We start from the raw sequence: 14982 nt of genomic DNA on the forward strand, positions 1-14982 counted from the left end.
GGAGTGCTGCGAGGGTTCCCGGACTCGCCTGGAGTGCCGAGTGGACCTCGGGATGTGCCGGGAGTGCTGCGAGGGTTCCCGGACTCGCCTGGAGTGCCGAGTGGACCTCGGGATGTGCCGGGAGTGCTGCGAGGGTTCCCGGACTCGCCTGGAGTGCTGCCGTGGGGACGCCGGAACATGCTGGGAGCGCCGTGCGGTTCTCGGGACTCGCCGGGAGTGCCGCGGGGGTTCCCGGAGCCACCGGGAGCGCCGGGGGGACCCCGGGGCTTGGCCGGGGCGCCGTGTGGAGCGCCGTAGTCATGCGGAGTGCCGCGCGGGTTTCCGGGGCGAGCGGCCGAGCTGCGAGGAGCCCCTGACCGACCGGGGGAGCTGTGAGTAGGAAACCGCAGTTGAAGGGGCGGGCCGCGCGGCTTGTGCGGCTCTTTCCGGCTGGCCGGGCCCGGGCCGCCCGCACCCCGTTCGTCCTGCTCGTCGTCCTGCTCCTCGGCGGCGGTCTCATCGGACTGCTGGTGCTCAACTCCGCGCTCAGCGAAGGCTCGTTCAAGCTCGCCGACCTGCAGAAGCGGACGAAGAACCTGACCGACGAGGAACAGGCCCTCCAGCGGGACATCGACGCCTACTCCTCTCCCGACGCCCTCCAGCGCCGCGCCCGCCAACTCGGCATGGTCCCCGGCGGCGACCCGGCCTTCCTCGGCTCCGACGGCAGGATCAAGGGCGTCCCGAGCGCCGCCACCCCCGAGTCCGCCGACTTCACCGACCCGGTCGCCCCCGAGGCCCTGACCCCGGCCCCGGCCCCCTCCACGACCTCGGGCACACCCGCCACGCCGGCCCCGGTCACGCCCTCCGCCACCGCATCGGCACCGGGACAGCCCCGGTCGGCCGCCGTCGCCTCCGCCCGCGCGGGGGCCGTTCCGCCGCACCCGTCCACCCCCCAGCCCATTTCCACCCCGACCCCCGGCAGGTGACGGAAGTGTCCGACAGGGAACCGCCGCGCCGTCGTGTGCCCGGGCCGGCCAAGCCGCCGCGGCCGAGGAGTGCCGTACGGCAGCCCCGGCCCGGTGCGCGTCCGGTGCGGCGGCCGAGCGGTGCTCGGCCGCCGTATCAGCGCCCGCTCCGGCTCGGCAGCCCGCGGCCCCGGCTGCGCCTGGTCAGCCTCACGCTGACCCTGGTCCTGATCGCCTTCGTCGTACGGCTGCTCCAGGTGCAGGCCGTCGACGCCAGCGCGTACGCCGCGCGGGCCGAGCAGAACCGGTATGTCGTGCACACGCTGGCCGCCGAGCGCGGCGGGATCACCGACCGCAACGGCGTGGCCCTCGCCATCAGCGAGGACGCGTACGACATCACGGCCGATCCGACGATGTTCAGCAGCAAGCAGCTGAAGGTCGACGACGGCCCGGAGCAGGCCGCCGCGCTGCTCTCGCCGATCCTCGGGCAGAGCCAGGGCGACATCGTGAAGAAGCTCCGGCCGAAGAGCAAGGACTCCCGGTACGCCCGGCTCGCCACCCGGCAGACCCCGCAGGTCTGGAAGCAGATCAAGGACCTGAAGACCGCGCTCGCCAAGAAGGCGGAGACGGACAAGAACACCGTCAACGTGCTCGCCGGCGTCTTCGCCGACCCGAGCAGCCAGCGGGTGTACCCCAACGGCGACCTCGCCGCCGGGATACTGGGCTGGGTCAACGCCGACGGCCAGGGCGGCGGCGGCATCGAGCAGGAGCTGAACAAGCAGCTGTCCGGGAAGGACGGCAAGATCCGCTATGCCCAGTCCGGGGGGCGTGAGGTGCCCACGGCGGGATCGACGGAGACGCCCGCCGTGCCCGGTTCCGACGTCGAGCTGACCATCGACCGCGACATCCAGTGGGCCGCGCAGAACGCCATCACCCAACAGGTGAAGAAGTCCAAGGCCGACCGCGGTTATGTCGTCGTCCAGGACACCCGCACCGGGCAGATCCTGGCCATGGCCAACTCGCCCGGTTTCGACCCCAATGACCTGTCGAAGGCCGACGGTGCGGCCCTGGGCAACGCGGCCGTCCAGGACGCCTACGAGCCCGGCTCCACCGCCAAGGTGATGTCCATGGCGGCCGTACTGGAGGAGAACGCGGCCACTCCGCTCACCCACGTCGTCGTACCGAACCGGCTGCATCGCGGCGACCGGCTCTTCTCCGACGACGTCGACCACGCCACCTGGAACCTCACGCTGAACGGCGTCCTCGCCAAGTCCAGCAACATCGGCACCATCCTGGCCACCGGCCAGCTCGGCAGGACGCAGCCGGAGGCCAACAAGGTCCTCTACTCCTACCTGCGCAAGTTCGGCATCGGCCGCTACACCGGACTCGGCTTCCCGGGCGAGACCCCGGGCATCCTCGCGCCGTACCAGAAGTGGTCCACCTCGCAGCAGTACACGATTCCTTTCGGCCAGGGCTTCTCCATCAACGCCGTCCAGGCCGCCTCCGTCTACTCGACCATCGCCAACGGCGGGGTCCGGATCGAGCCGACCCTGGTCCGCGGCAGCAAGGGTGCCGACGGCCGCTTCACCCCCGCGCCCAAGCCCAGGCAGACCCGCGTGGTCAGCGAGAAGACGGCCCGGTCCGTGGCCATGATGCTGGAGTCCGTCGTGGACGACGAGCAGGGCACCGGCGTCAAGGCCCGCATCCCCGGATACAACGTGGCGGGCAAGACGGGCACGGCCAACCGTGTGGATCCGGCCACCGGGAAGTACCACGGGTACACCTCGTCGTTCGCCGGCTTCGCACCCGCGGACAACCCCCGCATCACCGTCTACTGCGCCATCCAGAACGCCACCTCCGGCAGCTACTTCGGCGGCCAGATCTGTGGCCCCATCTACAAGCAGGTGATGGAGTTCGCCCTGAAGACCCTCCAGGTCCCGCCGACCGGGGCGCCGGCCACGAACCTGCCTGTCGACTACAAGCCCTGATCAGCACACCGGAACACCAGGAAACGAACTCGTGACAACGATCACCCCGGAACCCGGGAACCAGGGGGCCGAGAACCCCTCACTTCGCTCCGGAGCGGGTACGCCCGGTACGCTCACCGCCGTGCCACACGCTGATCAGTCCCAAACCACCCAGAAGGGCCAACCCGTGACATATCCGGGACTGCCCCGGCCGACGCTGCTCCCCGCCACACCCCTCGCGGAGCTCGCCGACCAGCTGGGTGTCACCGCGCCGGAGGGCGCCGCCGAGATCAAGGGCATCACCCATGACTCGCGCGCCGTCCGCCCCGGCGACCTGTACGCCGCCCTCCCGGGCGCCCGGCTGCACGGCGCCGACTTCGTCAACCAGGCCGCGAGCCTGGGCGCCGTCGCCGTGCTCACCGACCCCACGGGTGCCGAGCGCGCCGCCGCGACCGGACTGCCCGTCCTGGTCGTCGACGACCCGCGCGGACGGATGGGAGAGCTGGCGGCCACGATCTACCGGCACCCGGGCCGCGATCTGCTCCAGATCGGCATCACCGGCACCTCCGGCAAGACCACCACCGCCTATCTCGTCGAAGGCGGCCTGGGCGCGTCCCGCCCCGCCGGCCTCATCGGCACGGTGGAGATCCGCATCGGCGACGAGCGCATCAAGTCGGAGCGCACCACCCCCGAAGCCACCGACCTCCAGGCCCTGTTCGCGGTCATGCGCGAAAGAGGCGCCGAGGCGGTCGCCATGGAGGTCTCCAGCCACGCCCTGGTCCTCGGCCGGGTCGACGGCTGTGTCTTCGACATCGCCGTGTTCACCAACCTCAGCCCGGAGCACATGGAGTTCCACTCCGACATGGAGGACTACTTCCGGGCCAAGGCGCAGCTGTTCACCCCGAAACGCAGCAAACTCGGCGTGATCAACGTGGACGACGCGTACGGCCGCCGGCTGGCCGAGGAGGCCACGGTCCCCGTCGTCACCTTCTCCGCCGAGGGCCACCCCGACGCCGACTGGCGCGCCGAGGACGTCCAGGTCGGCCCGGTGGACTCGACGTTCACCGTCGTCGGCCCGGACGGCGAGCGGATCCACGCCAAGTCGCCGATCGCCGGCCCCTTCAACGTGGCGAACACCCTCGCCGCCGTCGTCGCGCTCGCCGCCGCCGGTCTCGACCCGCAGACCGCCGCCGACGGCATCGCCGCCGTCCCGGGCGTCCCCGGCCGGCTGGAGCGCGTGGACGCCGGGCAGCCCTATCTCGCGGTCGTGGACTACGCCCACAAGACCGACGCCGTCGAGTCCGTGCTCAAGGCGCTGCGCAAGGTCACCAAGGGCCGCCTGCACGTGGTCCTCGGGTGCGGCGGCGACCGCGACCGGACCAAGCGCGCCCCGATGGGCGCCGCCGCGGCCCGGCTCGCCGACACGGCCGTACTGACCTCCGACAACCCCCGCTCCGAGGACCCCCTGGCGATCCTCGCGACCATGCTCCAGGGCGCCGCCTCCGTGCCTGCGCACGAGCGTGGCGAGGTGCTCCTGTTCGAGGAGCGGGCCGCCGCGATCGCCGCCGCAGTGGGCCGCGCCCAGGCCGGCGACACCGTGCTGGTCGCGGGCAAGGGCCATGAGCAGGGCCAGGACATCGCCGGCGTGGTCCGTCCCTTCGACGACCGCCAGGTGCTCCGCGAAGCCATCCAGAAAACCCAGGGATGAAAATCCAGAAGACCCAGGGGATGAACTTGTGATCGCCCTCTCCCTCGCCGAGATCGCAGCAGTCGTCGGCGGGCAGACGCACGACATACCGGATCCGTCCGTGGAGGTCACGGGACCGGTCGTCCGGGACTCCCGCGAGGTGCTGCCCGGCAGCCTGTTCGCCGCCTTCGTCGGCGAACGCGTGGACGGCCACGACTACGCAGCGCAGGTGATCGAGGCGGGCGCGGTCGCCGTACTGGCGTCGCGCCCGGTCGGCGTGCCCGCGATCGTCGTCGACGACGTCCAGACCGCGCTGGGCGCCCTCGCCCGGCACGTCGTACGCCGGCTCGGCGCGACCCTCGTCGCCCTGACCGGCTCGGCGGGCAAGACCAGCACCAAGGACCTGATCGCGCAGGTGCTGCAGCGCAAGGCGCCGACGGTGTTCACGCCCGGCTCGCTCAACAACGAGATCGGGCTGCCGCTGACCGCCCTGTCCGCCACCGAGGAGACGCGGTTCCTCGTGCTGGAGATGGGCGCCCGCGGCATCGGGCACATCCGCTACCTCACCGACCTCACGCCTCCCAGGATCGGTCTGGTCCTCAACGTCGGCACCGCCCACATCGGCGAGTTCGGCGGCCGCGAGCAGATCGCCCAGGCCAAGGGCGAGATCATCGAGGGCCTTCCGGAGGACGGCGCCGCGATCCTGAACGCCGACGACCCGCTGGTCCGCGCCATGGCCCCCCGTACCAAGGCGAAGGTGGTCCTTTTCGGAGAGTCGGCCGAAGCGGACGTACGCGCCGAGAACGTGCGACTCACGGACAGCGGACAGCCCTCCTTCAGGCTTCACACACCCTCCGGTGCAAGTGATGTGACCATGCGCCTGTACGGTGAGCATCACGTGTCGAACGCGCTCGCCGCGGCCGCCGTCGCCCATGAGCTGGGCATGTCCGCGGAAGAGATCGCCACCGCGCTCTCCGAGGCGGGCTCCCTCTCCCGCTGGCGCATGGAGGTCACCGAGCGCCCGGACGGCGTGACCATCGTCAACGACGCCTACAACGCCAACCCCGAGTCCATGCGGGCCGCCCTTCGGGCACTCGCGGCCATGGGCAAGGGGCGCCGCACGTGGGCGGTGCTCGGCAAGATGGCCGAGCTGGGGGACGAGGCGCTCGCCGAGCACGACGCCGTCGGACGGCTCGCCGTCCGGCTCAACGTCAGCAAGCTCGTCGCCGTCGGGGGGATTGAGGCCTCCTGGCTGCAACTGGGCGCATATAACGAGGGTTCGTGGGGTGAGGAGTCGGTGCACGTGTCCGACGCACAGGCGGCGATCGACCTGTTGCGCAGCGAGTTGCGCCCGGGGGACGTCGTGCTCGTGAAGGCGTCCCGTTCGGTGGGTCTGGAGAGCGTTGCCCAGGCGCTCGTCGAGACCGGTGCCGAGGGTGAGGTTGCCGCCCGATGATGAAGCAGATCCTGTTCTCAGGAGTTATTGGCCTCTTCCTGACGCTGATCGGCACCCCGCTGCTGATCAAGCTCCTCGCCCGCAAGGGCTACGGCCAGTACATCCGTGACGACGGTCCGCGTGAGCACGCCAGCAAGCGCGGAACGCCGACCATGGGCGGTATCGCCTTCATCCTGGCGACGATCGCGGCGTACTTCCTGAGCAAGCTCATCACCGGTTACCCGCCCACCTACTCCGGGCTGCTGGTCCTCGGCCTGATGTTCGGCATGGGCCTGGTCGGCTTCCTCGACGACTACATCAAGATCGTCAAGCGGCGTTCGCTGGGTCTGCGGGCCAAGGCGAAGATGGCCGGCCAGCTGATCGTAGGCATCGCCTTCGCGGTGCTGTCGCTGATGTTCGCCGACGCGCGCGGCAACACCCCGGCCTCCACCAAGCTGTCGTTCATCACCGACTTCGGCTGGACGATCGGCCCGGTGCTGTTCGTCGTCTGGGCGCTGTTCATGATCCTCGCGATGTCGAACGGCGTGAACCTCACCGACGGTCTGGACGGACTGGCCACCGGCGCCTCCGTGCTCGTCTTCGGCGCCTACACGTTCATCGGCGTCTGGCAGTTCCAGGAGTCCTGCGCCAACGCGCAGACCCTGACCAACCCGGCCGCCTGCTACGAGGTGCGCGACCCGCTCGACCTCGCGGTGGTCGCCTCCGCCCTGATGGGCGCCTGCCTGGGCTTCCTGTGGTGGAACACCTCGCCGGCGAAGATCTTCATGGGCGACACCGGCTCGCTCGCCCTCGGCGGTGTCCTCACCGGTCTGGCCATCCTCTCCCGCACGGAGCTGCTGCTGGCCATCATGGGCGGTCTGTTCGTCCTCATCACCATGTCGGTCGTCATCCAGGTCGGCTCCTTCCGGCTCACCGGCAGGCGCGTCTTCCGGATGGCGCCACTCCAGCACCACTTCGAACTCAAGGGCTGGTCCGAGGTCCTGGTGGTGGTCCGATTCTGGATCATTCAGGGCATCTGTGTGATTGTCGGACTGGGCCTCTTCTATGCAGGATGGGCAGCGGAAAAGTGACCTCCACCTCGGAGCTCTACGACTTCCAGGGCAAGCACGTCACCGTCGCCGGGCTCGGTGTCTCCGGCGTCCCGGCGGCGAAGGTGCTGCACGCGCGCGGGGCAGTCGTCACGGTCGTCAACGACGGCGACGACGCACGCGCGCGTGAGCAGGCCGCCGAACTGGAGGCGCTCGGCATCACCGTGCGCCTCGGCGACGGGGCGACCCTGCCGGAGGGCACCGAGCTGATCGTCACGGCGCCCGGCTGGAAGCCCGACAAGCCCCTCTTCACGGCGGCCGCCGCGGCGGGCGTGCCGGTCTGGGGCGACGTCGAGCTGGCCTGGCGCCTGCGCGGACCCGACGCGGCGCCCTGGCTGGCCGTCACGGGCACCAACGGCAAGACCACGACCGTGCAGATGCTCGCGTCCATCCTGCGGGCCGCGGGCCTGCGCACGGCCGCCGTGGGCAACATCGGCGTCTCGCTGCTGGACGTGGTGCTCGGGGACGAGGAGTACGACGTCCTCGCCGTGGAGCTGTCCAGCTACCAGCTGCACTGGGCGCCCTCGCTGCGCGCCCACTCCGCCGCCGTCCTCAACCTCGCCCCGGACCACCTCGACTGGCACGGCTCGATGGAGGCGTACGCCAAGGACAAGGGCCGTATCTACGAAGGAAATCGGGTCGCCTGCGTCTACAACGTGGCCGACAAGCTGACCGAGGAGCTGGTGCGCGAGGCCGACGTGGAGGAGGGCTGCCGGGCCGTCGGCTTCACTCTCGGCACCCCCGCCCCCTCCCAACTCGGCGTCGTGGAGGGCATCCTGGTCGACCGCGCCTTCGTCGAGAACCGGCAGAAGAACGCCCAGGAGCTGGCCGAGGTCTCCGACATCAACCCGCCGGCCCCGCACAACATCGCCAACGCCCTTGCCGCGGCGGCCCTCGCGCGTGCCTTCGGGGTGCCCGCCAAGGCCGTACGGGAGGGCCTCAAGGCCTTCCGCCCGGACGCGCACCGCATCGCGCATGTCGCCGACCTCGACGGGGTCGCGTACATCGACGACTCCAAGGCGACCAACACCCACGCCGCGGAAGCCTCGTTGGCGGCATATGAGTCGATCGTATGGATTGCGGGTGGTCTGGCGAAGGGCGCGACGTTCGACGAGCTGGTCGCCAGGTCGGCGAAGCGCCTTCGCGGTGCCGTCCTGATCGGCGCCGACCGTGAGCTGATCCGCGACGCCCTCGCGCGACACGCCCCGGAAGTACCCGTGGTCGACCTCGACCGGACCGACACTGGGGCGATGCTCCAGGCGGTGACGGAAGCGAAGCGGCTCGCGAAGCCCGGTGACACGGTGCTGCTGGCCCCGGCCTGCGCCTCCATGGACATGTTCACCAACTACAACCAGCGCGGTGACGCGTTCGCGGCGGCGGTCCGCGAACTCGGCGCGGGCGCCTGACGGCGGGTCTCGGCCACCTGGGGTGCTTCGGGACCCTTGGAGGGACGCGTGAGGCGGATGTGGCTCGGGTTTGGTCGGCGGGCGCGAGGAGCTGGTGATGTCCGGTAGCCGTACAGGCCGTCCACCGGCTCAGCGCGCCGCCAGTAGGCCCGCGGCGCCCCGCCCGCCGCGCGAGAACTCCGTACAACGGCTCTACACGCGCGCCCGCAAGGCCTGGGACCGGCCGCTGACCGCCTACTACCTGATCGTCGGCGGCACCCTGCTGATCACCGTGCTCGGTCTGGTGATGGTCTACTCGGCCTCCCAGATCACGGCGCTGCAGCTGTCGCTGCCCGGGTCGTACTTCTTCCGCAAGCAGTTCCTCGCCGCGGTCATCGGCGGCGTACTGCTGTTCGTGGCCTCCCGCATGCCGGTGAAACTGCACCGGGCGCTGGCGTACCCGATCCTCGCCGGCGCCGTCTTCCTGATGGTCCTGGTGCAGATCCCCGGGATAGGGATGGCGGTCAACGGCAACCAGAACTGGATCGCCCTCGGCGGCTCCTTCCAGATCCAGCCCAGCGAGTTCGGCAAGCTGGCCCTGGTGCTGTGGGGCGCGGACCTGATCGCCCGCAAGCAGGAGAAGAGGCTGCTGGCCCAGTGGAAGCACATGCTGGTGCCGCTGGTGCCGGTCACCTTCCTGCTGCTCGGGCTGATCATGCTCGGCGGCGACATGGGTACGACGATCATCCTGACCGCGATCCTGTTCGGGCTGCTGTGGCTCGCGGGAGCGCCGACCCGGCTGTTCTCCGGGGTGCTGGGTGTCGCCGGGCTGCTCGCCGCGCTCGCCATCTGGTCCAGCCCCCACCGGCTGAACCGGCTCAGCTGCATCGCCGCCACCGACCCCGGCCCGAACGACATGTGCTGGCAGGGCGCGCACGGCATCTATGCCCTCGCCTCCGGCGGACTCTTCGGTTCCGGTCTCGGTGCGAGTGTGGAAAAATGGGGCCAACTGCCGGAGGCCCACACCGACTTCATCTTCGCCGTCACCGGTGAGGAACTGGGGCTGGCGGGGACGCTGTCGGTGCTCGCCCTGTTCGCGGCTCTAGGCTATGCGGGTATCCGCGTGGCCGGACGCACGGAGGACCCCTTCGTGAGGTACGCCGCGGGAGGCGTGACCACCTGGATCACCGCCCAGGCGGTGATCAACATCGGTGCGGTGCTCGGTCTGCTGCCGATCGCCGGTGTCCCTCTCCCGCTGTTCTCCTACGGAGGGTCCGCCCTGCTGCCGACCATGTTCGCCATCGGGCTGCTGATCGCCTTCGCGCGCGACGAGCCCGCTGCGCGGGCGGCGCTTGCGATGCGGCAACCTCGCTTTGGTAGAAAGCGGGCGGGAGGCTCCGGTGCTGAGCGGGGGCCTCGGAGATGGAACACGATGCGACGGCGTGCCTCGGCGGCGCGTTCGTCCGGAGAGCGGTGAATTTCGGTGCATGTCGTACTCGCCGGTGGGGGGACCGCCGGCCACATCGAGCCCGCGCTCGCCCTCGCGGACGCCCTGCGCAGGCAGGACCCGACCGTGGGGATCACGGCCCTGGGCACGGAACGCGGCCTGGAGACCAAGCTCGTCCCGGAGCGCGGCTACGAGCTGGCGCTGATCCCGGCGGTGCCGCTGCCCCGTAAGCCGACCCCCGAGCTGATCACCGTCCCGGGCCGGCTGCGCGGCACCATCAAGGCCGCCGAGCAGATCCTGGAGCGCACCAAGGCGGACGTCGTGGTCGGTTTCGGCGGCTATGTCGCCCTGCCCGGCTATCTGGCCGCCAAGCGCCTCGGTGTGCCCATCGTGATCCACGAGGCCAACGCCCGCCCCGGCCTGGCCAACAAGATCGGCTCGCGGTACGCGGCCCGGGTCGCCGTCTCCACGCCCGACAGCAAGCTGCGCGACGCCCGCTACATCGGCATCCCGCTGCGCCGCTCCATCGCCACCCTGGACCGCGCCGCCGCCCGCCCCGAGGCCCGGCACCGCTTCGGCCTCGACCCGAACCTGCCCACGCTGCTCGTCTCCGGCGGCTCCCAGGGGGCCCGCCGTCTCAACGAGGTCGTCCAGCAGGTCGCCCCGTGGCTGCAGCAGGCCGGCATCCAGATCCTGCACGCGGTCGGCCCGAAGAACGAACTGCCGCAGGTGCACCAGATGCCGGGAATGCCCCCCTACATCCCGGTAAGTTACCTGGACCGGATGGACCTCGCGTACGCCGCGGCCGACATGATGCTCTGCCGTGCGGGCGCGATGACCGTCGCCGAACTCTCCGCCGTCGGACTGCCGGCCGCCTATGTCCCGCTGCCCGTCGGCAACGGCGAACAGCGGCTCAACGCCCAGCCGGTGGTCAAGGCCGGCGGCGGCCTCCTGGTCGACGACGCGGAACTCACGCCGGAGTGGGTCCAGCAGAACGTCCTGCCCGTGCTCGCCGATCCGCACCGGCTGTACGAGATGTCCCGCGCGGCAAGCGAGTTCGGCCGCCGGGACGCCGACGAGCTGCTCGTCGGCATGGTGTACGAGGCGATCGCCTCGCGCCACCACTAGCATCGGCGAGTGAGCCGAAGGGGCGCGCCCCGGAGGTGAGCCGAGCCAAGAAAGGGAGCGCGCGTGGCCGGACCGACGACCGCCGAGCGCGGTGAACGCCAGCAGGAGTCGTCCGGCCCGCCGCTCGTCCGCCGGCTCAGGAGACCGCCTCTTCGTACGATCGTCATCCTGGCCGCGCTCGCCGTGCTCCTCGGGGCCGGTGGCATCTGGGTGTTGTACGGCTCTAGCTGGCTGCGCGTCCGGCACGTCTCGGTGTCCGGCACGCGCGTGCTCATCCCCGCCGAGGTGCTGGACGCGGCGGACGTACCGGTCGGGGCGCCGATGATTTCCGTCGACACCGATGGCATCGAAGCCCGACTTCGCCGGAAATTGCCCCGAATTGACACCGTTGATGTGGTCCGGTCCTGGCCCCATGGAATCGGTCTGAAAGTGACCGAGCGTACCCCGGTTCTGATTGTCCGAAAAGATCGGAATTTCATCGAAATCGACCACGAAGGTGTCCGATTCGCCACGGTTTCTCAGGCGCCGAATGGCGTTCCGGTGCTGGAATTGTCCGTCTCCCGCACGGGTTCCGGCTCCGCGAGCCTCCGCCGCTTCGGCGCCGACCGGCTGGTGCGCGAGGCGGTCCTGGTCGCCGGCGAGCTGCCGGCCGCCGTGGCGGCGGACACCCGGACCGTCCAAGTCCGTTCCTACGACGACATCTCGCTGGAGTTGGCCGACGGCCGCACGGTCGCTTGGGGCAGCGGCGAGAACGGCCGCGCCAAGGCGCGGACCCTCGCAGCTCTCATGAAAGCAGCTCCCGGCGCGCGGCATTTCGATGTCAGCGTTCCCACCGCCCCTGCGTCATCGGGTAGTTGACGCACATCGGCGCAGGCCAGCACCCTGGTTGGGCACTGCTATGGCTGATCACATAGGGTGAAAAGAAAAACGGGAGGTTCGGCGTGTTCGTTGAACGGGCGCCACTTGTCGACTTAGTGTCCTGTTCAGAAGACTTCAGAGAACAGACACACTGGTAACCCTAAACTTCAGGGTTAGGGTTCGGGTCGGCGTTACGGACCGTCCCATTCGGCATCTGTCGTCCCGGCGCGGGGCACCGCACGGCGACGGCAACGTAATTCGAGGCGAGAGGCCTTCGACGTGGCAGCACCGCAGAACTACCTCGCAGTCATCAAGGTCATCGGTGTCGGCGGCGGTGGTGTCAATGCCATCAACCGGATGATCGAGGTCGGTCTCAAGGGCGTCGAGTTCATCGCCATCAACACCGACGCTCAGGCGCTGTTGATGAGCGACGCCGACGTCAAGCTGGACGTCGGCCGCGAACTCACCCGCGGACTCGGCGCCGGAGCCAACCCGGCCGTCGGCCGCAAGGCCGCCGAGGACCACCGCGAGGAGATCGAGGAGGTCCTCAAGGGGGCCGACATGGTCTTCGTGACGGCCGGTGAAGGCGGCGGCACCGGCACCGGCGGCGCGCCCGTCGTGGCCAACATCGCACGCTCCCTCGGCGCCCTCACCATCGGCGTGGTCACGCGCCCGTTCACCTTCGAGGGACGGCGCCGCGCCAACCAGGCCGAGGACGGCATCGCCGAGCTGCGCGAAGAGGTCGACACCCTCATCGTCATCCCCAACGACCGGCTGCTGTCCATCTCGGACCGCCAGGTCTCGGTCCTGGACGCCTTCAAGTCCGCCGACCAGGTCCTGCTCTCCGGTGTCCAGGGCATCACCGACCTCATCACCACCCCCGGCCTCATCAACCTCGACTTCGCCGATGTGAAGTCGGTCATGTCCGAGGCCGGTTCCGCCCTCATGGGCATCGGCTCGGCGCGCGGCGACGACCGCGCGGTGGCCGCCGCCGAGATGGCGATCTCCTCGCCGCTGCTGGAAGCGTCCATCGACGGCGCCCGTGGCGTGCTGCTCTCCATCTCCGGCGGCTCCGACCTCGGTCTGTTCGAGATCAACGAGGCGGCCCAGCTGGTCAGCGAGGCCGCCCACCCCGAGGCCAACATCATCTTCGGCGCGGTCATCGACGACGCCCTCGGCGACGAGGTCCGGGTCACCGTGATCGCGGCCGGCTTCGACGGCGGCCAGCCTCCGGCCCGCCGGGACAACGTCCTCGGCTCGGCCTCGGCTTCGGCGGGCTCGCGCCGCGAGGAGCCCGCGGCCCGGCCGAGCGAGCCCAGCCGTCCGTCCTTCGGCTCGCTGGGCAGCGTCAAGCCCAAGGAGGAGCCGGAGCCCGTGCCCGAGCCGGTGGCCGACATCCCGGCCGCCCCGCCGGTCCCCCCGGCACAGCGGACCGCCTACGCGGACAGCGCGGCCGAGGAGCTGGACGTCCCGGACTTCCTGAAGTGATAGGACGGCGCGAGAGCGTGAGCGGCGCGCACTTCGCCTTCACCGACCGGTGGGGCGGGGTGAGCGCCGCTCCGTATGAGGAGCTCAACCTCGGCGGCGCGGTCGGCGACGCCCCCGAGGCGGTACGGGCCAACCGGGACATCGTGGCCAAGTCGCTCGGCATCGACCCGGACCGGGTCGTCTGGATGAACCAGGTGCACGGCGCCGATGTGGCCGTGGTGGACGAGCCCTGGGGAGAGCTCCCGGTGCCGGAGGTCGACGCGATCGTCACCGCGCGCCGCGGACTCGCCCTCGCCGTCCTCACCGCCGACTGTGTGCCGGTGCTGCTCGCCGATCCCGTCGCCGGGGTCGCCGCGGCGGCGCACGCGGGCCGGCCCGGCATGGTCAAGGGGGTCGTCCCCGCCGCCGTACGGGCCATGGTCGAACTCGGCGCCGAGCCGGGCCGGATCCTCGCCCGCACCGGACCGGCCGTCTGCGGGCGCTGCTACGAGGTGCCGGAGGCGATGCGCGCCGAGGTGGCGGCCGTCGAGCCGGCGGCGCACGCTGAGACGAGCTGGGGTACGCCGGCGGTCGACGTGAGCGCCGGGGTGCACGCGCAGCTCGACCGGCTCGGGGTGTGCGACCGGGCGCAGTCGCCGGAGTGCACGCTGGAGTCGGGCGACCACTTCTCGTACCGCCGTGACCGCACCACCGGGCGGCTCGCGGGCTATGTCTGGCTGGACTGATGGGGCATGACGGACCGTAAGACCCAACTCGCCGCGAACCTGGCGAAAGTGGAGGAGCGCATCACCGCCGCGTGCGTGGCGGCCGGGCGCAAGCGGGAGGAGGTGACCCTGATCGTGGTCACCAAGACCTACCCGGCCGGTGATGTACGGATTCTGTCGGAACTCGGTGTGCGTCACGTCGCCGAGAACCGCGACCAGGACGCCGCGCCGAAGGCCGCGGCTTGCGCCGATCTGCCGCTGAAATGGCATTTTGTCGGTCAATTGCAGACCAATAAAGTCCGTTCCGTGGTCGGTTACGCCGATGTCGTGCAGTCCGTGGATCGTTCCAAGCTCGTCACAGCTCTGTCGAAGGAGGCCGTGCGGGCCGGGCGCGAGGTCGGCTGTCTCGTTCAGGTCGCGCTGGACGCGGGAGAGAACGGCCGCGGCGAGCGCGGAGGCGTCGCGCCGGGCGGAATCGAAGAGTTGGCCGACCTCATCGGTGAAGCACCGGGACTGCGGCTCGACGGGCTGATGACGGTCGCTCCGCTCACCGGCGAGTACGCGGGACGCGAACAGGCGGCGTTTGAACGGCTCATGGATTTGTCGACCGACCTGCGCCGAGCCCATCCGGCTGCAACCATGGTGTCGGCAGGGATGAGTGCGGACCTCGAACAGGCCGTGGCCGCCGGGGCGACACATGTGCGCGTCGGCACTGCGGTACTCGGAGTCCGCCCCGGGCTCGGGTAACGTCGCCAGGAAGTCGGACCACAGCAGAAAATATGGTCAATGCCTGTGAAGACGGGCACAACGACCTCGTGGATCGCGGGCAC

The 14982-nt window shown here is 70.5% G+C and carries 12 protein-coding genes; all 12 read left to right on the forward strand.

What is annotated here, in order from left to right; genetic code table 11:
- Positions 1-371: 371 nt before the first annotated feature.
- The 12 genes from ftsL to ACZ5NH_RS20040 all read left to right on the forward strand — a co-directional run bounded on the left by ftsL (position 372) and on the right by ACZ5NH_RS20040 (position 14899).
- Positions 372-965 (forward strand): cell division protein FtsL, encoded by a 594-nt coding sequence (gene ftsL, locus ACZ5NH_RS19985; protein WP_468776984.1) that lies wholly within the window; start codon positions 372-374, stop codon positions 963-965.
- Between the two features lie 5 nt (positions 966-970).
- Positions 971-2932 (forward strand): peptidoglycan D,D-transpeptidase FtsI family protein, encoded by a 1962-nt coding sequence (locus ACZ5NH_RS19990; RefSeq protein ID WP_468776985.1) that lies wholly within the window; start codon positions 971-973, stop codon positions 2930-2932.
- Between the two features lie 166 nt (positions 2933-3098).
- The gene (locus ACZ5NH_RS19995; protein ID WP_388621450.1) at positions 3099-4619 is read left to right on the forward strand and encodes a UDP-N-acetylmuramoyl-L-alanyl-D-glutamate--2,6-diaminopimelate ligase; all 1521 of its coding nucleotides are present in this window, start codon (positions 3099-3101) and stop codon (positions 4617-4619) included.
- Between the two features lie 28 nt (positions 4620-4647).
- Positions 4648-6054, forward strand: a complete 1407-nt coding sequence (locus ACZ5NH_RS20000) for a UDP-N-acetylmuramoyl-tripeptide--D-alanyl-D-alanine ligase (RefSeq protein ID WP_388621448.1) — start codon at positions 4648-4650, stop codon at positions 6052-6054.
- Positions 6051-7124, forward strand: a complete 1074-nt coding sequence (mraY, locus tag ACZ5NH_RS20005; RefSeq protein WP_388621447.1) for a phospho-N-acetylmuramoyl-pentapeptide-transferase — start codon at positions 6051-6053, stop codon at positions 7122-7124. Before ACZ5NH_RS20000 ends, mraY begins: the two co-directional genes overlap by 4 nt.
- Positions 7106-8548 (forward strand): UDP-N-acetylmuramoyl-L-alanine--D-glutamate ligase, encoded by a 1443-nt coding sequence (murD, locus tag ACZ5NH_RS20010; RefSeq protein WP_388621445.1) that lies wholly within the window; start codon positions 7106-7108, stop codon positions 8546-8548. The genes mraY and murD overlap by 19 nt, the downstream gene beginning before the upstream one ends.
- A 97-nt stretch (positions 8549-8645) precedes the next feature.
- Entirely contained in the window at positions 8646-10004 is a 1359-nt protein-coding gene (ftsW, locus tag ACZ5NH_RS20015; protein WP_388621443.1) for a putative lipid II flippase FtsW, read from the forward strand.
- A gap of 6 nt (positions 10005-10010) precedes the next feature.
- A complete protein-coding gene (murG, locus tag ACZ5NH_RS20020) occupies positions 10011-11102 on the forward strand; it encodes an undecaprenyldiphospho-muramoylpentapeptide beta-N-acetylglucosaminyltransferase (protein WP_468776988.1) in 1092 nt (363 codons plus the stop codon).
- Positions 11103-11165: 63 nt separating this feature from the next.
- Positions 11166-11960 (forward strand): cell division protein FtsQ/DivIB, encoded by a 795-nt coding sequence (locus ACZ5NH_RS20025; RefSeq protein ID WP_468776990.1) that lies wholly within the window; start codon positions 11166-11168, stop codon positions 11958-11960.
- A 279-nt stretch (positions 11961-12239) separates the two neighbouring features.
- Positions 12240-13448, forward strand: coding sequence for a cell division protein FtsZ (gene ftsZ, locus ACZ5NH_RS20030; protein WP_388621438.1), 1209 nt, complete (start codon positions 12240-12242; stop codon positions 13446-13448).
- On the forward strand, positions 13445-14173 hold the full coding sequence (pgeF, locus tag ACZ5NH_RS20035) for a peptidoglycan editing factor PgeF (RefSeq protein ID WP_388621436.1): 729 nt from the start codon (positions 13445-13447) through the stop codon (positions 14171-14173). The genes ftsZ and pgeF overlap by 4 nt, the downstream gene beginning before the upstream one ends.
- Positions 14174-14179: 6 nt before the next feature.
- Complete coding sequence (locus ACZ5NH_RS20040; RefSeq protein WP_468776993.1) at positions 14180-14899, forward strand: YggS family pyridoxal phosphate-dependent enzyme; 720 nt, start codon at positions 14180-14182, stop codon at positions 14897-14899.
- The last annotated feature ends 83 nt before the right edge of the window (positions 14900-14982 follow it).

This window comes from Streptomyces sp. NPDC031426, assembly GCF_055581585.1.

Coding starts and splice junctions, on each gene's coding strand:
- ftsW (WP_388621443.1), top strand. CDS start 8,646: ATGTCCGGTAGCCGTACAGGCCGTCCACCGGCTCAGCGCGCCGCCAGT.
- mraY (WP_388621447.1), top strand. CDS start 6,051: ATGATGAAGCAGATCCTGTTCTCAGGAGTTATTGGCCTCTTCCTGACG.
- ACZ5NH_RS20040 (WP_468776993.1), top strand. CDS start 14,180: ATGACGGACCGTAAGACCCAACTCGCCGCGAACCTGGCGAAAGTGGAG.
- murD (WP_388621445.1), top strand. CDS start 7,106: ATGGGCAGCGGAAAAGTGACCTCCACCTCGGAGCTCTACGACTTCCAG.